The sequence below is a fragment of the Colwellia sp. MB3u-45 genome (genome assembly GCF_014077005.1).
In the GTDB taxonomy this organism is placed as follows: Bacteria; Pseudomonadota; Gammaproteobacteria; order Enterobacterales; family Alteromonadaceae; genus Cognaticolwellia.
The window spans coordinates 65,426-85,336 of sequence record NZ_JACGVC010000043.1 but is presented as its reverse complement, the minus strand read 5'-3'; the positions used below and the strand labels follow the sequence as shown (position 1 = coordinate 85,336).

10 protein-coding genes and 1 pseudogene are annotated in these 19,911 nt (G+C 38.6%); 5 read left to right on the top strand and 6 right to left on the bottom strand.

Annotated features, from left to right (window positions below):
- Nucleotides 1-277 precede the first annotated feature (277 nt).
- Nucleotides 278-727 (top strand): annotated as a pseudogene (locus tag H4J41_RS05120) (DUF1456 family protein); the annotation flags it as partial.
- Between the two features lie 657 nt (nucleotides 728-1,384).
- Nucleotides 1,385-2,371, top strand: a complete 987-nt coding sequence (locus H4J41_RS05115) for a YeiH family protein (RefSeq protein ID WP_182136144.1) — start codon at nucleotides 1,385-1,387, stop codon at nucleotides 2,369-2,371.
- 166 nt (nucleotides 2,372-2,537) lie between these two features.
- Here H4J41_RS05115 and H4J41_RS05110 read toward each other — a convergent pair whose 3' ends face one another.
- Nucleotides 2,538-3,404, bottom strand: coding sequence for a PA4780 family RIO1-like protein kinase (locus tag H4J41_RS05110; protein WP_182136143.1), 867 nt, complete (start codon nucleotides 3,402-3,404; stop codon nucleotides 2,538-2,540).
- A 140-nt stretch (nucleotides 3,405-3,544) separates the two neighbouring features.
- Between H4J41_RS05110 and H4J41_RS05105 the strand changes: the two genes are divergently transcribed.
- Nucleotides 3,545-4,480 carry a glyoxylate/hydroxypyruvate reductase A gene (locus tag H4J41_RS05105; protein WP_182136142.1) on the top strand — a complete coding sequence of 312 codons (936 nt, stop codon included), beginning with the start codon at nucleotides 3,545-3,547 and terminating at the stop codon, nucleotides 4,478-4,480.
- Between the two features lie 308 nt (nucleotides 4,481-4,788).
- Here H4J41_RS05105 and H4J41_RS05100 read toward each other — a convergent pair whose 3' ends face one another.
- The 3 genes from H4J41_RS05100 to H4J41_RS05090 form a co-directional block, all read right to left on the bottom strand.
- On the bottom strand, nucleotides 4,789-9,861 hold the full coding sequence (locus H4J41_RS05100; RefSeq protein ID WP_182136141.1) for a hypothetical protein: 5,073 nt from the start codon (nucleotides 9,859-9,861) through the stop codon (nucleotides 4,789-4,791).
- A 746-nt stretch (nucleotides 9,862-10,607) separates the two neighbouring features.
- Nucleotides 10,608-11,801 carry a serine hydrolase gene (locus H4J41_RS05095; protein WP_182136140.1) on the bottom strand — a complete coding sequence of 398 codons (1,194 nt, stop codon included), beginning with the start codon at nucleotides 11,799-11,801 and terminating at the stop codon, nucleotides 10,608-10,610.
- 166 nt (nucleotides 11,802-11,967) lie between these two features.
- Entirely contained in the window at nucleotides 11,968-12,783 is an 816-nt protein-coding gene (locus H4J41_RS05090; RefSeq protein ID WP_182136139.1) for a mechanosensitive ion channel family protein, read from the bottom strand.
- A gap of 301 nt (nucleotides 12,784-13,084) precedes the next feature.
- On the opposite strand from H4J41_RS05090, the gene H4J41_RS05085 reads away from it, so the two are divergent.
- Nucleotides 13,085-13,801 (top strand): SIMPL domain-containing protein, encoded by a 717-nt coding sequence (locus H4J41_RS05085; protein ID WP_182136138.1) that lies wholly within the window; start codon nucleotides 13,085-13,087, stop codon nucleotides 13,799-13,801.
- Between the two features lie 257 nt (nucleotides 13,802-14,058).
- Here the strand turns inward: H4J41_RS05085 and H4J41_RS05080 are convergent, their stop codons facing one another.
- On the bottom strand, nucleotides 14,059-15,027 hold the full coding sequence (locus H4J41_RS05080; RefSeq protein ID WP_182136137.1) for an alpha/beta hydrolase: 969 nt from the start codon (nucleotides 15,025-15,027) through the stop codon (nucleotides 14,059-14,061).
- Between the two features lies 1 nt (nucleotide 15,028).
- Complete coding sequence (locus H4J41_RS05075) at nucleotides 15,029-16,213, bottom strand: MFS transporter (RefSeq protein ID WP_182136136.1); 1,185 nt, start codon at nucleotides 16,211-16,213, stop codon at nucleotides 15,029-15,031.
- 157 nt (nucleotides 16,214-16,370) lie between these two features.
- Between H4J41_RS05075 and H4J41_RS05070 the strand changes: the two genes are divergently transcribed.
- Nucleotides 16,371-19,871: a PAS-domain containing protein gene (locus tag H4J41_RS05070; protein WP_404842463.1), complete on the top strand. Its 3,501-nt coding sequence runs from the start codon at nucleotides 16,371-16,373 to the stop codon at nucleotides 19,869-19,871.
- The last annotated feature ends 40 nt before the right edge of the window (nucleotides 19,872-19,911 follow it).

Genomic DNA, 19,911 nt, shown 5'->3' with positions numbered 1-19,911 from the left:
TAGTATTTGCACCAGTAAATGCAGTTTACATTAAAATTACTAGTATCTTAACATGAGTTTTACCTGATCTTTAACCGCTAAATTTAACGCCTTAATGCTTTTACATTATTCAATTAATAAATAGCGCATGCAGGTAAAGATCTGCTTATTTAAAGCGTGTATAATATCGTGTAATTGAATCACTAGAGTTTTGCTAGTCGCTCATAGGCTAATGTCAGCCTGTTTAGCCTGAAAGTAAAACTAACCAGCGACACTCGTTGGATTTTTGGAGAAGTTTGTGACTAACAACGATGTTTTACGTCGCCTGAGATATACCTTTAATTTTAACGATCAAAAGGTTATTGCTATTTTTGCTGCCGGTGATTTAACCGTGACCCGAGATCAAATAAGTAACTGGCTAAAGCAAGAAGAAGACCCTGCTTATGTCAATTGCCCTGATACGACGTTTGCTGCATTTTTAAATGGCTTTATTAATGAACGCCGCGGTAAAAAAGAAGGTGAACCAGCCAAGGTTGAAAAGCGTTTAAACAATAATATTATTCTCACTAAATTGAAAATTGCTTTTAATTTAAAAGCAGAAGATATTATCGAGATGTTGGAATCAGCAAACTTTCGTTTAAATAAGCCAGAGCTAAGTGCGTTTTCGCGTAAGCCAGATCATAAAAATTATCGTGAATGTAAAGATCAGGTATTACGCAACTTTTTACAGGGCGTTGACAAGAAATTTCATGTGCAACGTCGCGCGAAAGAACAGGTAAAAAAGCCAGTAGTTGAAGAGGTTAAAGATAAGTTAGAAGAGGTTTTAGCGGATAAAAATTATAATTCAGCTAATGCTAAGGCCAGTAAAATTTATGTTAACCCGAATAAAACTAAAGTTGAACGCAAACCCGGTGAACGTAAAGTGCTAAAACTTAAACCTAAAGATATTTGGGGTGAATAGTAACACTTAACAAACTGATATCTGTGCTATAAATAACCTAAGGCTTTTAGCGGTTTTAAATGATCATTAAGTTATATTATGACGAACGGTAAGCCAAACCTAGAAAGTATTGTGATACCTTATTGTGATAGCTAGCTGGTTCTATACTGCTGATATCGTCTTCGGGCTTGGCGGTAAATAATGCCGATTAGTATTACTTTGATACTATTGCTTTGATACTGTTGCTTTAATATTACTGCGCTTTGCGGCTAAAGGTAATAACAATAACGGGTTTAGTTAGTCGCTATTATGTTTGATTTTCAAACCCTATAATTTGTTATATTTTAAGCCTGCACTTGCAGGCTTTTTAATGCTTAGTATGAGAAAAATCAATATAAGTGTTACCACTAGTGGTACAATTTACAACCTCTTTTTTAGCAACAAAATCTTACGGTTAAACTAAAAATGCTGATAAATTTACAAGCTAAATTATTAGGTATTGCCTTATGTGGATTGGTTGGCATTATTGCCACAATCGTTGCCACGCGTTATCAAGCACCCATTATACTCTTTGCTTTATTAATGGGCTTGAGTCTGCATTCATTTTACAGCAAGGTAAATATTCAAGCGGGTGTTAACTTTTGCTCACGAGAGCTATTACGTTTGTGTGTGGGGTTATTGGGTGTGCGTATTGCTTTTGCTGATATTGTCTCGCTCGGTATTACTCCGCCCTTAATTGTGATGGTGAGCATGGCGTTGACCATGGTTTTTGGGGTGTTGTTTGCGCGAGCTTTAGGCTTGTCGAAAGTTTTTGGGGTATTGTCTGGTGGCGCGGTGGCGGTTTGTGGTGTCTCAGCGGCAGCCGCGATTTCAACCGTGCTGCCAAACGATAAATATCAAGAAAAGTACTTTGCTTTTACCGTGATAGGTATTACCACCTTTAGCACTTTATCAATGATATTTTATCCTGTTGTTGCCAGTTATTTAGGTTTCTCAGATGAATTGGCCGGAGTTTTTATTGGTGGCGCCATTCATGATGTGGCTCAAGTGGTTGGTGCGGGTTATACCATATCGCCTGAAGCAGGCGATGTAGCAACTTATATTAAGCTGCTCAGAGTCGCGTTGTTAATGCCAATAGTCATGATGGTGTTTTTTGCTTTTAAAGAAAAAAATAGCAAAATGTCGGGGGGTGTTAGTGCCTTTATTCCAGGCTTTTTGATTATGTTTTTTGTGCTGGCATTTTTAAAAAATGTCGGTGTCTTGCCCGTTTGGCTCATTGATTTTATTCGCAGTCTGTCGAGTCATTTATTAGTGATTGCTATTGCGGCAATCGGTGTTAAAACTTCATTAAAACAAGTGCTTTCTCTTGGCTGGCGACCGGTGATGTTAATGGGCTGTGAAACGATATTTTTAGCGAGTTTGATTATTGCGGGTATCATGTTTTTTTATTAGCAGTATTTCTCTAGTAAGGCGATTTCACATAACTTAATCAGACTCAGCTTTACTTTATTCAATTTGATTTAGCTTTATTTAGTTTTATTTAGTTTGATTAAGCCGAACAAACAAGTTGGGTTTAATCAAACTAAATCAAAAAAAAAGTGACCATTTATCAGCAATATTAATAGTCACTATCAACCGCATTAGCGTCACTAATACGTTCTATTCTGGCTTCTTCTTCTTCAAAGGCAGCTTTAATTTCTTCTAATACCGTATCAACGTCTGCACTGGCTGTGTCTTCTTTGAATAAGCCGGTCAGTGTTAATTCTGGTGTTAGCTCACCACTTTCAAACAGTGCCCACATTTCCTGGCCATACTTGCTTTGTTTTAACGCCGGGCTAAATTGACCATAATAGTTAGTCATATTGGTAACATCACGCATTAACATAGCTTTGGCATTGTTATTGGCTGATGCATCTACCGCTTGTGGTAGATCAATAATGACTGGGCCATAATCATCAACTAAAACATTAAATTCTGATAAATCGCCATGAATAATACCGGCACAAAGCATTAACTGGACATAATGCATAACCAGCGTGTGATCTTCTTGTGCTTGTTCCGCTGACATTACCACGTCATTTAAGCGCGGTGCTACATCACCAGTATCATTGGTGACAAGTTCCATTAATAAAACACCGTCGAAACAGCCAAAAGGTTGCGGTACACGAACGCCAGCTTCTGCTAATTGGTAAAGTGCATCAACTTCAGCATTTTGCCAAGCAGACTCTTGTTGGTCGCGACCATACTTTGAACCTTTTTCCATCGCTCGGGCACGACGGCTATTTCTACTTTTTCTCCCCTCTTGATATTGCGCTGCTTTTTTAAAGCTACGCTTAATGGCTTCTTTGTAAACTTTAGCGCAGCGAACTTCGTCGCCGCAACGAACCATATAAACGGTGGCTTCTTTTCCACTCATTAATTGGCTTATTACTTCATCTATTAAGCCATCATTAACAAGTGGCTGTATGCGTTTAGGTACTTTCATAGCGCCGTTATACCTTAGTTGGGCGTTGGATGCCAGAGCAAAAGTATAACTTTTTATTTATCAAAAAATTAAAACATTGTCTGGTTTAGGTAAATCTTGGGTAATATAATAAAATCTCTTCAACATAAACGCAAAGCCATATGATCCCATTTATTAGTCAATTACCTAAAGATGAAGAAATTACTTGGATAACAGCACTTAATCAGGCCTTGCCTGATGAAAATATTGTTGCTTGTTCTGACGTTAAGCCAGCAGAAAAAAAACACTGTCAGCTGGCGATTGTTGCCAACCCAAATACTGAATTATTGGCTGAATTTGAAAATTTAACATGGCTACATAGTGTTTGGGCCGGTGTTGAACATTTGATGATGTCATTGGCTAACTCGCCGATTGACGTGGTGCGTTTAATTGACCCAACCCTAAGTAGAGCTATGTCTGAAGCGGTGTTAGCCTGGAGTTTATATCTTCATCGAGACATGCCACGATATGCTAAGCAGCAGAAAAATAAGCACTGGCAGCAACATCAACTTGTACCAGCAAGTGAGCGGCGTATTGGTATTCTTGGCTTAGGCGCATTAGGCCAAGCCAGCGCAAAGCAATTACACCAAAATGGTTTTAAGGTCATGGGTTGGAGCCGCACTGCTAAAAAAATAGCAAATATTAGCAGTTACAGTGGAAATAAGGGCTTGGCTGAAATGGTAGCACAAAGTGATATTTTAGTGTGTTTACTACCATTAACGCCTGCAACACGCGGTATGGTGAATAAAGAATTATTAGCGCAATTACCTCAAGGTAGTGCGGTAATTAATTTTGCCCGTGGCGGTGTCATTAATACCGATGAACTGTTAAATGCGCTAAACAGTCATCACCTTAGACATGCCGTGCTTGATGTTTTTGAACATGAGCCATTAAACGCTAATAGCGAACTTTGGCATCACCCTGACATCACTATTTTGCCTCATATATCGGCGCCAACAAACCTGAACAGTGCTTGTAAGATTGTCGCTAAAAACATTATGAGTTTTCGGGCGACTGGCCAAATACCCAAAGCGGTCAGTAAAGTTAATGGTTATTAATCTATGTAGTTAAGTAGACTTTGTTCCTTAAAATCAAATTTTTTTTTGCTGATTTTTTGCTGATTTTTTGCTGATCTTTTTGTTGGATTAGCATTGCGTTGACTGGATTTTACCCGGCACTAAAGCCATTATTTTAGGTTTAATAAAATCACTTGCTCGTCACTTACAATCTACTTGAGCCTTTATTATTAGCAGAACAGGCTTAGCTACCCTAAACTATTGGCTAACCAGGCCTTGCTGTAATTGATTAAACTGCCAGCATTACACGGGCAGTTTGTCTTTCTTTGTCTTACTTTGCGTTTACTGCCTTAACCTTTGGTAATGATTAACCCCCCTGTAGGTAGTCGCATTTTAAAGGAAATGCCTAATTCACCTTCAACCATATTAGTATCAACGATGGTGGTATCATTTTCTAAACTACCACTGACTTCAACACCGGCTTTTACCGTAGAAATAAAAGGTATACTGCCTTCTGCTTCGGCATATATTTTTCCGCCTTTAGTGACTTTTTCACTATTACTTACCGCTTGAATTGCCGCTTGCTTGCTCGATGAAATAATGGTGTATTCTATCGATTTAGGAACGATATTAAATACTAGCGCTTGGCCATCGTTAGTAATAGTAAAGCTAACACTGCCTTTAAATGGGTTGTTTAAGTCAATATCTGCCGACGTATTAGCGGCTTGATAAGGATTAAATGCGGAGAAAAACTTCACATGTAACTGACCTTTAACGCCTGACTTCACTGGCATTTCTGCTGTCACGCTGGTTAAACCAGCATCGACAATTAAATCACCTATTAATACTGGTTCTGCATCAGGTAGTAATAATAGGATGTCAGCTCTTAATAAACCATTCATTGGTAGGGAACTATCATCAGAAAGATTAAAACCTATCACAACTTTTTGTTGTTCGGCTGCACTAACTCTTGGTTTACTCCGATTAGATTTTGTTTTAATTTTACCCGATTTTTTATCAACCTCGACATCAACTTTATTGGCATCAGACGCTTTCGCGACTTCTTCAATTTCTTTGGTCGTAATCGGGTCGTCTTCTTTTTTAGTGACACTTTTAGCTGCGTCAGTAAATGAATCAAGCACCTTGGTGATCTGGTCGTGAGTTTCGTCATCGGTTAAATAACCATCCTTGTTAAGCTTCTTAATTTGTTCAATTAATTTAGCACCATCTTTTTTCTGATTCGCCATGACTGATAAACCGGCAAAGTCTTTTGAAATACTGGCTAAATCAGTCACACTTTTTGAGGTGGTTTGCAGCGCCGCTAGTGCGTTTTGTTGTGTGCCTGTTAGGCCAGTAATATCTTTAAAGACATCAGCTTTTGACAATAGCTCAAAAGCACTGCCCAAGCTGGTAGGATCTGGCGCTGTGGGTGCATTTTGCATATTGATGATACTGGCGGGGAAATCTTTTGCTTGTAAATTACCTGGGTCACTGCGTCGACTTCCGGTATCAATAGGATTAATTGCTGTGGGTGTTGTGCCACAAGGTTCATCATTAAAGCGCCAATGGCGTGATTCATCAATTTTTTCACAGCTATTACACTGACCCATTACCGACTCAGCATACACGCCTTTTGTTGGCACACTGACTCTAAAGGGATCGGGTGCCGTGGTGGGTTGATAATAGGCCAGTAAGTCGTCAACGCCCCTAAAGGTCGGGTCTAAACGCTCACCAGGCACAACTTTTAACACTAAATTATTACCGACAATACCCATGATTTTATTCTCAACCACACTCGCGACACTTTTACCACCACTGTAGGGAGCAATAAAACCATCTAGTAAGCCAAATAAACGGCTTGCATCCATACTTGACCAAATCACCTTATGTGCCATCTCTAAATGTTCATTGAGAAAGCTAATTAATGCTGAAGCAGCCGCTTTGTCTTCTTTTTTAGGATTACGTAATTCATTAGTATTAGCAGGAACATACATTAAGGCTGCATCAGTTACGGTAATAATGTCAAACAAGTTCTGTATCTGCATTGAATTAATGATGTCGTTATTAACCCTATGATTGCGAACAATATATTCACTTAAATATTTTGTTTTATAATGTAAATAAAGCGAGCGAAGAATAATCTTAGATGATGAATTTACATTAGTATTGGCCCGTAACCTTAAGTGATTGATTTGTGCCCGCGTAATTGTCGGAATAGACTTACTGGCAATATTGACTTTTAAGGGGGCACCTTTGCGATAATTCGATAAAATTGTCATATCTAAATCGAGTTGCAGCTCACTGCCATCATCAGCAATGGCGTCAAATTGCAGTGTATCAATGAATTTTTTTATAATTTTTGGTGCGTATTCCTGCTCAAAAATGGTGTCTTTTTCAGCTTCAGTTAAGGGAACTTCTCGCTCTAAATTTAGTACCATGCGACCAGGAAACCAAGGGAATAATATCAACAGATCATACTCTTCAGTTTTCGTCGCTTCTTCTATTATTCTGATAAAGGGACGGGCTAATTCAAATGACAAAGTAAAGTAACCGGAGAAGTTTTGAATTACTTCATCAACGTAGCGCCCATCAGGTAAATCAGCATTAATATATTCATCTTCAATACGTTCTATAGCGCTAAAGCCTCTATGTAAGGTTTTACCGTAAACCGCTCTTTTTAAGGTGTTTCTCCAGCGTAATACTTTTTGATTATCGAAAAGGCTCATGGGTAGAGGGACATAAAGACATTCTTGAACATCAACTAATTTTTGTTCAATGGCATAATGCTTTAAAACCTCAAAATATTCGATGGTGACTGCATGACAGTGATTGTTATTTTTAATTACTTCAGTTTGTACATTAACCGATTCATTTTGACCTATTGTTTGTACCACTGTACTGCGTTGGCTTCGCACGCTAGAAGCTGATTGTGAGGTGGAATCTTTTAATCGGTTTAAAGCACTACCAGAAACATTTCGTGCTGAATTTTGTGATGCGTTTGATTTTGAAGAAGCGCCAGAATGCGAGATACCACCGGCGACACCAAACACTACAGGCGCAATAAAACCACCAATACCACCACCAATGCCTGCGCTGGTTGAGCTGGTACTATTACTCGAGTTTGCGACAAGTGACTCATTTAGCGATGAATGCATAATTTCGGTAATATCTCGATCGCGAATAATATCTGCGGTTATTTCTTCACTCACAATTTGAGCTTCGGTGCGGGCGGAGGTTTCCTTTCGATCCCAATCGACTATGGCAATTTGTTTCTCCTGACATGGCGCTAGTGGCATGCTATATAAGCAATCGCCTAAAGAAAACCCCGCCGCTTTCCAAATTTGTTTTATATGTAAAATATGGCCATTGGCTATAGTGGTATTTTCATGAATAGTAATGTTTTCATCCCAATTAATACTACTTTCTACCGTTAAATTAACTCGACCGGGATGGTTGACAATATAAGCCTGTTCAATGTTTTCAATTTGGCTAATGCCCGAACTAATTTGTTTCATTAAACCCAATAATCGACTTCTTATTTCATCATAATGGCGGTAAAAGTAATCATCGACTAGCTCGTTCACAAAAGTGCTGCCATTACGGTAGAAGTTATAATACTCGTCCAATAAGTCAATAAAGGCGGTGATGCTATCTTGAAATATAAGGTAATATTCGCGAATCATGGTTATTTCAGGTAAGGAAAGTAACACACTGTTTTTTAATGTGGTTTTTATTTTTTCAAACTCTATGGTTAAACACATAATACCCATAGTGGTTGGTTTAGTTGCAGTAGGGCAAGGCTCAAACCCTAGTTGAGTTGTCTCACTGGCATTGGCAAGCTCGATCATTAAGCGCCTTAAGTCACCTAACATTCTTTCTTGGTTAACTGAATTTGGTACATCATCGATTAACAGGATTGTTTGCTCGACCACTTTAATGGCGTTGTTTAACATTTGTGCCGTTACTTGTGTGTTATTAACAAGCTTTTCAAGCTCTAAAATAGCTTTAGTAAAGTGTTTTTTATTGGCAGGTGAAAGCGCTAACAAACCGAGGTTCTTTTCAATATGGCCTAATAATGCTCGAACTTCTTCGCGATTTAAAGTGTCTTTTGCTGTCAGGGTTTCACAAAAGGTTTTGGCACTTTCCACGCCATTTTTTCCACAATAAGCAGCGGCAAGTTTATGTTGTAAACTCGATAGTTTTTTTCTGCGTTGCTCTTGTTGTTTAAGAATGCTTAAAAGATCTGAAAATACTAAGTTTTTATTAATGCTCTGTAAGTCATGAGTGTGAATTTTTAATTGTTGCGTATCAGCAAAGTTCATTTTTAGCATATAATTTGGCAGGGCAGGGGCTGTTTTTTCACCTAGCCGCGATGCCATAACTCTTGTCATATTTACGGTGTCATCTTTCATCGCAACTTCTTCTATAACTAACGGCTGCATTGATAATGAAGAAAACGAATCATTTAATTTATTGATGGTAGTAAAAATATTTTTTGATATTTCAAATAATTCAAATTTAAATTTTTTGCTGTCTTTGACTGTGATAGTAAAACCTCTAATTTCAGGCTCTGTTGTTCTAACGGTATGATAAAAGCTAGTCTCTTCTAATGTTCTATTAGGCACGGTAAAGTCAACACATTTGCCGCCTATGTCTTGAGAAAAAGCGCCTGAATTGACTAGGTCATCACTGTCGGGTAAAAGGGGTACAGCTTCATTACAGGCGCAGTCATTGTCTGGCTCTAAAGCTGATAAATCAGAGACTAATAAAATATTTTTGGGTAGCCTATTGTCGTCTAATCCAATGACAATAGGCTGAGTTAAATTACCGGCAATAACACCGAAAGCTTGCTGAATGCTTTTATTTGGCACTTGACCATAAAAGTAGCCTTGGTTATCAGTGGTAGCAGAAAACACCGCATGAAAACTACTACTATCAAGCAAAGCAACAGGGTCATCACTGACCATAATCACAACTTGTAAACCGCCTGTTGCCTGCTCCGCTGTGCTATCAATGACTTTACCGGTAATTTTTTTTATGGCTTTCTCTACCGGTGACTCAATATTAAAAGCAATAACTTTAGGATTGATTTTGATGTTGAAGACTGGACTTTCATCAACAACATTAATAGGGACATTGCTTGGTTTTAAGCTGGTGTAACTATAATTTTGTTGGCCTAGCATTTCGCCATCAGGTGCAAAAATGGCTATTTTAACGGCTTCATTAATCACTAGGTTTTTGAGCGGTAAATAAAATCTAAAAATACCGTCTAGCTCGACATCTACCCTGTCCTTACTAAATACTGGGTGGCCAGAAATTTCTTGGCTATAGCTGATTTTTAGAAAATGACCTAGATATTGGTCAGTGATACTTTCATTATCGTTGGTAGGAATTAATTTTCCATTAACACTCATTGTTTCCATGATCCTTCCTCTTAGACACTGATTGTGTAAAAGTAATTATCGTGGCGGTGATAAACAATGAACAACTACCCGATAATGTACTAGGTACAAATACGGTAGGCTAACAACCAGTCTTTCTTGTCTGATTCAATACTGAGGTTAATTTAGCATTAATACGCTCAACAAGACCTTTTAACAATACCTTTCAGGGATCTTTTAACAGTACCTTTCAAGGCTTGTTATGAATCAGATTTCAAAAAAAATATGACTTACTTCGCTACATTAATTAAGTAAAAATAGTCGAACAAACGCGGCAATGCAAACTGATATAGTGTAAAAACACCCTTTGCAGCCCCTAATTTTGTTGCCTGTTTAGTCTTTGTTTCGCTATTAATTAGACTTTTAATAACTTGGCGTAATAACTAAAAGCTAAACGGTAACCAGAGCGGTAAAGTCAGCAAAATAATAAAAATGTCAGGGGCTTTAAGTGCTTAGTATAAGTTTTGTTGTGTGGTTTTTGATTGATAAACCCCTTAAAGTGCAACGGGTATGTTTGATTTTTCAGCAAAGTGTCTCTGTTATTAAAGCAGTCTATTAAAACTGTATATTGACGCTGTTTTGGTTATTTTCAGCTATTGAAGTTTACTGGAGATAAAGTTTAATTCAGTGCTTGTTACTTACTTAAATGGCATTAGATTAAGTCATTATTTAAAAGCGAGCTAGTTGCAAACAACAAAGCGCAATTCTGCTACTTCCTGAGTAAGACGTTAAGATTTATTTTTATCATTGTTGACAAGTAATTGATGGGCTTGTGACCAAAATTTGCTCGATATTTTGTTAATCACATTTGACTCTGCATTAATTAAAATCGCAAAGCCGATGTCTAACTCTGGCGAGTAACCAATATCGGCCCGAAAGCCAGCAACCCAGCCAGAATGATAAATAATAGGATGACCGTCAAATTGATAAATACGCCAGCCGTATCCGTAGTGGGCATCAGTTAAATGCTTACGCCAATATCGGCGGCGCAAATCTTTTTTTGTTTTAATACGTGGTGTAGTAAGTTCAGCCAGTAGTGCAGGAGAAAGTGTTTCAGGGTTATGACCTAAATTGGCAATTAACCACTTTGATAAGTCAGCAATACTGGCGTTAATACCTGCAGCGGGAGCCACTTTATAATAGTCAGGCTCAACATCTACTGTACGCCAAATATAGCGTGTGATATTTCTGCCTGCTCTATTTTTTTTGCTTGTTTTTATCCGTTTTCTGAGAATGTGAGGCTTGGCGGTGTTTTGCTGTTGTAAAAACACCTCAATACCCACTGAGGCATTGGCCATTTTTAAGGGCGAAAAAATTCTTTCTTGTAGCAAAGTGGCGTAGCTTTTAGCACTAACCGCTTCAATGGCCGGTTGTAAAAATCCGTAGGCAATATTTTGATAGCCGTAACATTTTGCCGGCTGGCAAATCGGTGTAATACGATCAAAGCGGCTAATTATTTTTTCCATACTCCAATTTTCATGTAGTAAATTATCGTAGGAATTTGGCATCAAGCCACTTGAATGGCTGAGCAGGTGTTTTAATTGAATATTGTCTGCAGCGCCTTTGGTGGCTAAAGCAAAGTTAGGCACATACTTAGTAACTGGGTCTGATAATTTTAGCTGCTGCTCTTGTGCCAACATCGCGGTAATAGTGGCGGCAAAAGGCTTAGATACTGAGGCTAGGCGAAACACCGTATTATGATCTACTTTTTGGCTTTTCGCTTTATCAGTATAGCCAAAACTTTGCATGGCAAAAACTTGATTGTTTTTAACAATGGCATACGCTGCGCCTGGAATACTAAATTTTTTTAATTCGCTGGCGATATTAGCCGATAACTTTTTATTTAAGCTATTTAGGTCAGTAGCATAGGAGGTTAATGTTAAAAACAAGGTAAAAAAAAGCGCGATAAAGCGGAAAAACATGCAGACAACCCATTTGAAAAACAAGTCAGTCTAACCAGTTAACGCGCAAATAAGAAGTCATATTAATTCGCTATAAGGGCTGAACTAGCTAAGGTATTGATTTTTATAGCGCAGCACATCTTGATCTGACTTTCTCGTTTAGCGCTTATTTTTAAAAACATAGTCATTAGTTATGACTTTTTGCACTAAACCAAAAGTTCATGAAATCAGCGGTGAGTTTGTTTTCAATTTCCATTGCGCGCTCGGTTGGGCAAAAAATAGTGAAAATAATCTGGGTATCACCAAGCTCTGACGTGGCGACTTCAATATGAGGATCAGGTCCGGCAATTTTTATATCTAATCGACTTTCAATCACTTGGTTATATCTTACGGCAACATCATTAAAGTCGGCACAATAGGTGTCAGCTTTGATTTTTAGCGCATCAATAAATTCAAATGGGTTAACGCTACCATCTCGGGTAATAGTAAAGTGATGAACGGCGTAACGTTTAAGGAAATTTAAGTTTTTAATTGCCGATGTCACCAATTGATTATTGGGCATGTAAAGTGTTTTACCGGTAAATTGATAATTACTGATGTTAACTTCTAATAGCGTTAAATTGATCCAGTCAATAGAGTTTACTTCACCGCAATAATTACCCACTTGTATCCAATCACCAATACGAAAGGGACGATTTGATACCACATAAATAAAGCCAATAAGGCATTGAATAAACTCGCGTGTAACAAGCACTATTGCCACAACAAATGCAGCAATTGAAAAAGCAAACTTTTGAATCTCAACAGACCAGATATTAAACACGACACAAATGAGTGCAAAATTGAAAAGATTATTCAGTAAATTAACGCTTAAGCGTTTATCTAATTTTTTCTTTTTTGCGCGATGTTTAATTAAGCGTGTAATAACTAACTTTACCGTAATAATAGCGATAGCTAATACAGCGGTGACTAAAGATTTATTTTCTAAAAGAGATTCGATCATGTTTTGCCCGGTAGATTACTACAATAACGACTTACTTTGGCGCTAAAACGTGCACGGTAGATGATTTCACCCAACAAATCGAGTGAAATATGACTTTAATTATTGATTATTTATTTGTCATGATGAAACCAAAAATTATTTTGTTCAGCTAAAGTTCATTTATATTGTCATAAAATAGTGTGTGGTTACAAGAAACTACCAATAATTTAGAAACGTAAATTTAGAAACTTAAGTTTAGAAACGTAGTCACCGAACTTGTGTTTACTGTGCAAGTATAAAGGTCTTTTTAATAGGATATGTTATGAAATTATTTATTTGTGTTGTGCTGTTTATCTTTTCTACCTTAGCTTTTTCAAATACCAGTTTACCCAGTAACCGGCATATTAGCGTGACGGGCAGTGCACAAATGCTGGCGATGCCAGATATTGCTGTGGTATATCTACATGTTGAAAGTGAACAAAAAAGCAGTTTAGCGGCCAAAAAAGAAGTCGATGAACGGGTAAACAATTTACTGAACGGATTAACTGACTTTGACGTTGATGAAAAAAATGTCTCGGCGTCAAATATTTCAACCGAAGTGCGTTACGCTTATAACCGTGATGAGCGCGATAAAATTGAAGGTTATGTTGCCCGGCGAACCTTAACAGTAACATTAAAAAATATAGCGAAGTTGAATGCCTTTATGGACTTTGCTTTAAGGGTGAAAATTAATGCTATTCGCAATATCGAATTAAAATCTTCCAACGAAAAGCAACTACAGCAAGAAGTTAATGCGCTTGCGGTTGAAGATGCGAAAAGCAGAGGCCAATCACTGGCAAAAGCCTTTGGCGTAAATTTAGGGGCAATTTACAGTATCAATGCGAACTCAACTCAAATTCAGCAGCGGTATGGTGCTAATAATGAAGGTTATAAAACCAGTGTTCGTATGTCTGATAGCTCGGCAAAACCTGGACGTTACTTACAAGAGAGTATGGTTTTTTCAGCGTCAATTAGTGTGGTATTTGATCTTGAGCTATAAAGCATTTTTTTGTTGAGATTAAATGTCCATGGATGGAGTAAATACCGACTGACAACAATCTAGCGTGAAGCGCTATTGTGCCTTTTTTGTCGCTGGCTTTTAGTTAATCAGCTTATATTAAGTGTTTTATTGGCTCAGCTAACTTCACCGCGTTGAACTGATCTATAACAGAATTATGCCATGAAAGTTATTGCTTGATTCAAGGCATAGTTAGGTTTAATTACTTATTAACTTATTAACAAGACAGAGAGTGTGACTTACTCATTAATAAACTGTTTAATCAGCAAGTAAGTTTGCTGGTATTGCTCTGGTATCAGTTTTGACAGCAACATATAGGCGTGGATCAGTTCATCAAATTGATAATGTTCAACACTTACGCCCGCTTGTTTGGCTTTATCAGCATATAAAATACCTTCATCTCGCAAGGGGTCACAACCTGCGGTTATGACTAAGGTTTTGGGCATTCGGCGATCAAACACGCCAAGTAAAGGCGATGCCTTGGTTATCAGTGCCTTTGTTTGCTTAGTTATTTTCTCGTCAACATTTTGATTTTTAAGATTGAAATATTGCATAAAGTACCAATACATTTTATCTGCCTCTAGCAGAAAACCATGGCCATTTTCGGTAACTGACGGGCAACTCATGGTGTAATCAACACTGGGATAGATCAATATCTGTTTATCAATCTTGATATTAGGCTGGTCAATGTTGTTCATCACTAAACTGGTGCAAATTGCGCCACCGGCACTATCGCCAGCAATATAGAGTTGGTCGCTATGGCGGTGATCTTTTAGTAGCGCGGGGTAATTTTCTAACAAATATTGACAGTCGTTTAAACCACAAGGGTAAGGGTGCTCTGGTGCTAAGCGATAATCAATGCAAATAACAATGGCATTGGTGGCAATAGCCAGTTCACGACTAATGGGGTCATATAAATTAATGCTACCGCACATATGGCCGCCGCCATGAAAGTGCAGTAAAACCGGTAGTGCTTTTTCTGGGTTTGGATGATAGATGCGCGCGGCAATACTATGCTCATTTATCGTCATGATTTTGTCTTCTATCAGCGCCAGTTCAGGACCTGGTATCATATAGGCGGATAAATTCTCCAAATTTTGCCTAATAACTGCGGGCTCAAATGCTGCACCACTTGCTTTAGCTTGCTCAATAGCGATATTAACTTGCTCAAGTAACGGCATTAAATTTTTCGATACATTTCCTCGCATATTAACTTCCTTGTTGTTGTATTTTAGTTTTATGGCCGGTTTCAGGTAAAAAGTAACTACCTATAAATAAGGTTGAACTCAGTACTGTGATTAAAATAAACGATCCGGTGTAATCACCTTGATTAATATCGACCAAGCGCCCGAATACCCAGAGAATTATCGTCGATATTATGTAACTAATTGAGTAAAACATACTAAAGATAATGGTGATACGAGCGGAAGTCATCTTTGGCAGCTCATGTGGAATTGAAACAAGTGCGGTGACGGGCAAAAATATAAAAAAACCTAACACCATAGCCGCAAAGGTTTGTAGCCAATATAAATCACTAAACGAAAATACGGCGGTGCTAATAATAACCACTAAGCCCGACCAACGTATAACCGGCAAGCGTAATGGCACTTTTTTACTATAAATAATGCCAAAGATAGTACCGACAATACCAAAGCCAATCACCCATTTACTTTGCACAATACCGGCCTTGGGATAAAAGGTGAACAAACAAATATAAAAGGCTAAAATGCCTGAATAGGCTAAACCGTATAACCAATTAAAACGGTCTGTTAAGCCTTGGCGGTAAGTGTAACTTTCTGATAAGGCATTTTGATCTCTGCTAGCTCTTGATGGTTGCTCAAATTTAACCAACAGCCAAAGTAGGGCAACAGCCAAGCTAAGCACAGAAAATAGCGTTAAACTATTCTGCCAACTACCGGTAAGTTGATTAATACTCTGCATTTGCCACAAAATTATTGCCGTACCCATATTAAAAGCCACGGCGTTAATGCCATTAATGGTTGAGCGTTCTTCTGCTTTGAAAAACTGTAATACGATAGGATTAAAATACACCACCATAAAAGCGCCCCCCAGCCCCATTAAAAATCGACTGAGTAACAGCCATTCATAATTTGGTGCGTAAGGGGTTAATAAGCCGATGGTGATTAATAAACTGGCCACAAAAAAAGCATATTTAATACCAAGTTTAATCGCTATCCAAGCCGCAATGAAAGTACCAACAATTTTAGCTAAGGTGACTGCACCACTAATAAAACTTGCTGACGCTAAGCTATGCACGTCAAGTGTAAGCATAATGCTTTGCATGCTAGCGGTGCCACCGACCCAAGCCATGGCAAATAATACATAACTAAAGAAAACAATAGCTTCTACTAAATATTTGTTAGTGATTTTCATCTATAATAACTTTCAAATTGATTAATAATGAAGGGTTAGATTACCCTAGGATGTTAGGGAAATAAGTACTACCTTAGTGCACTAACATCAACAAACGAGCATGATATGCTAGATGAGATAAGTGGTTATGCGAGTATACAATCGTTAAAACAAAGGAATGAATTTGCTAGCTTGGTTATCTATTGATACGTGGTTGATCACCGCTCTTTCTATTGGCTACTTGTGCTTATTGTTTTTAGTTGCTCATAAAGGCCAAAATCAATCACCTGAACAATGGCGCTGCAAGCCGTGGGTATATAGCTTATCTTTAGCGGTTAGCTGCACCTCATGGGCTTTTTACGGCACAGTGGGTCAAGCCGCCACCACTGGCGCTTGGCTTGCACCGATTTATATTGGCTCCATGCTTTGTCTGGTATTAGCTTGGCCAATGTTGCTGAAAATGTTAAACATTATTAAGCGACAAAACCTGACCTCAATTGCCGACTTTATTGCCTTTCGTTATGACCGTTCGCCTAAAATAGCGATTAGTGTAGCGCTAATCGCTTTAGTTGGCACCATACCTTATATAGCCTTGCAATTACGCGCTATTAGCACCAGCTTTGATTTACTCACCGGCACTTTTCAATCAGGTATTAGTACCGCTTTTGTCGTTACCCTCGTATTAATTGTATTCAGTATCTTATTTGGTACTCGGCAAATTGCTGCTAGTAAGCAAAATCAAGGTTTAGTTTTAGCCATTGCCTTTAGCTCAGTGGTGAAATTATTAGCATTAACTGCCGTGGGTATTTTCGCGACGTTTTTTGTTTTTGATGGTTTTGCCGACTTAGCTGCTCAGCAACAAAGTCAGGGCTTATTTACTGACGGTAATTCGGTTTATCTTGCGGTGACTCAGGCGATATTGGGCGCAATAACCATTTTTGTTTTACCACAGCAATTTCATATGATGATGATAGAAAACCATCATCCACAAGAGCTAAAAACGGCCCGTTGGTTGTTCCCACTGTATTTTATTTTAATTAACATTTTTGTTTTACCCATAGCAATCGCGGGCTTAATTACTTTTCCTGGCGGCGGTGTTGATGCCGACACTTATGTGCTTACCTTGCCAATGTTTTTTCAGCAAGCTTGGTTAGGTATTGTGGTTTATATTGGTGGTTTAGCAGCAGCAACCAGTATGGTGATTGTTTCTGCTATTGTGCTTAGTACCATGATTTCAACCGAAGTTATAACGCCAATAACCTTAAAATTTAACTATTTCAGTAAGGAAGGTGCACCGCAATTTTCTAGCTTGTTGTTAAAGCAGCGCCGACTGACCATTATCACCATATTGTTACTTGCCTTTGCCTTTGAACGTAGTATTAATCAGCAAAGTCATTTAGCCAGTATTGGCTTACTATCCTTTGTGTTGCTATCACAGTTTGCGCCGGCGATTATCGGCGCTTTGTACTGGCGCAAAGCGAATGCTAAAGGCGCATTAACCGGCTTAATTATTGGTAGTTTGATGTGGTTTTTCACCCTACTTTTACCCATCATAGCTCCTAATTTAGTGTGGGTACAAGATGGCGTTTTTGGCCTTGCTTGGTTAAAGCCGACTGCGCTGTTTGGCGTCAACTTTTTAGACTTAACCAGTCATGGCGTATTCTATAGCTTAATGAGCAATATTGTTTGTTTTGTCGGTGTTTCATTATTGACCCAACGCAGTCTAGGTGAAAAATTACAAGCAGATATTTTCATTAGTAAAGCTCAACAGCAAGTTGAGAGTAAGTTAAGTACAGAAGATCTTTACAGTTTATTAATGCGTTTTATCGATAAAAACGCCGCTGATGCCTTTAAGTTGATCGCCAAGACTAATCAAGCCAATCAAATATCTTCTAACGCTGAGCCCGTAAATCTGGTTGAATATACCCGTGTGCAACTTTCTGGTGTACTGGGCTCAGCCTCAACACGTATGGTCATGAAAGCGGTATCAAGGTCAGCACAAATGCCCTTTGAAGATGTGGTGAGTATTGTGGATGAAGCAAACCAACTGTTTCGTTTTAACCGCGAGTTATTACAGTCGGGTGTTGAAAATATTGAACAAGGCATCAGTGTGGTTGATGCGGATATGAGATTAGTGGCGTGGAATCAGCGTTATATTCAATTGCTTGATTATCCTGAAGGTTTTGTTCAAGCCGGCCTACCGATTGAAACCTTGTTAAATTTTAATATTGCGCGAGGCATTATTGCCGGTGGTGTTAATAATGAGCAGATGATCACCAAACGTATCGCGCATATGAAAAAAGGTGATAGCCATCATTTTCAACGAAAAATGCCTAATGGCATGGTATTAGAAATTCGTGGACAGTCGATGCCTGCTGGCGGATTTGTCAGTACATTTTCAGATATTACCGCCCATATAGAAGCTGAAAAGTCCTTACAGAAAGCCAACGAAAATCTTGAAAAACGTGTGGCAAGCCGAACCCAAGAATTACAAAACGCCAAAGCCGAAGCGGAAGCGGCCAACAGCAGTAAAAGTCGATTTTTAGCGGCAGCAAGTCACGACCTTATGCAGCCTTTTAATGCCTTATCTTTATTCACCTCGATGTTAAAAAACAAAGTACAAGGTGAGGAACTCACCGCACTTGCTCAGCATATTGATGACTCATTGAACGTGGTCGAAGCCTTGTTGTCAGACTTAGTTGAAATTTCTCGCTTAGATAGTAGCTCTGAAAAAATAGTAAAAAGTCAATTCGCCCTTGATGACTTATTACAGCCACTCAAGAATGAATTTGCGGCCTTATCCGCGCAAGCCGGCATACGTTTCTCATATCAAGTTAGCCAATGTGTTGTGCATTCTGACAAACGCATGCTAAGGCGAATAGTACAAAATTTTTTATCGAACGCCGTACATTATTGCAATGATAAACAGGGGGTAAAAGCGGGGGTTAAAAATCGCATTTTATTAGGGATACGACGCAGTAAAACAATGATAAGGCTTGAGGTTTGGGATAACGGCCCAGGGATCGCGTTAGCACAGCAAAAAGCCATCTTTCGTGAATTTGAACGTTTAGCGCAAAACCGTGAAATACCAGGATTAGGTTTAGGCTTGGCGATATCAGAGCGCATAGCAAAATTGCTCGGTTTGTCAATTTCGGTTAAATCGCAACTCGGTAAAGGTACGTGTTTTAGTATTGAAATACCGCGCGTCAGTGCTAGTGAGGCCGCCATCGTTAAGGCAAAAATACACCATAAAGGTAAGTTAAATAAAAATTTGGAGGCTATAGCCGAAAGTTCACTCGAAAAATCCTTTAATAACATGGTGGTATTGTTGATCGATAATGACCAACTGATGCTAACCGCAATGGCCTCACAGCTTAGTGATTGGGGTTGTTGTGTGTTAACTGCCTATGATCAACCGTCATGCCAGCAAACATTAGCCAATGGCGAGATTATCCCTAATATTATTATTGCTGACTATCACCTTGAACATGGCACCAATGGCGTTGATTTAGTGCGAGCTATGTTGCGAGCACAACAATGGCAACTACCAGTGATAATTTGTTCTGCTGACCCATCAGAAAGTGTTCGACAACATACCAGTGATGCTGAGTTTTTGTTTTTACGCAAACCCGTTAAGTCATTAGCATTAAAGCGCATGATGCGGCAATTACTGGTATAAGCTGAGTTGTTTTTCTTATTCTGTGCTTATTCTGTATTGT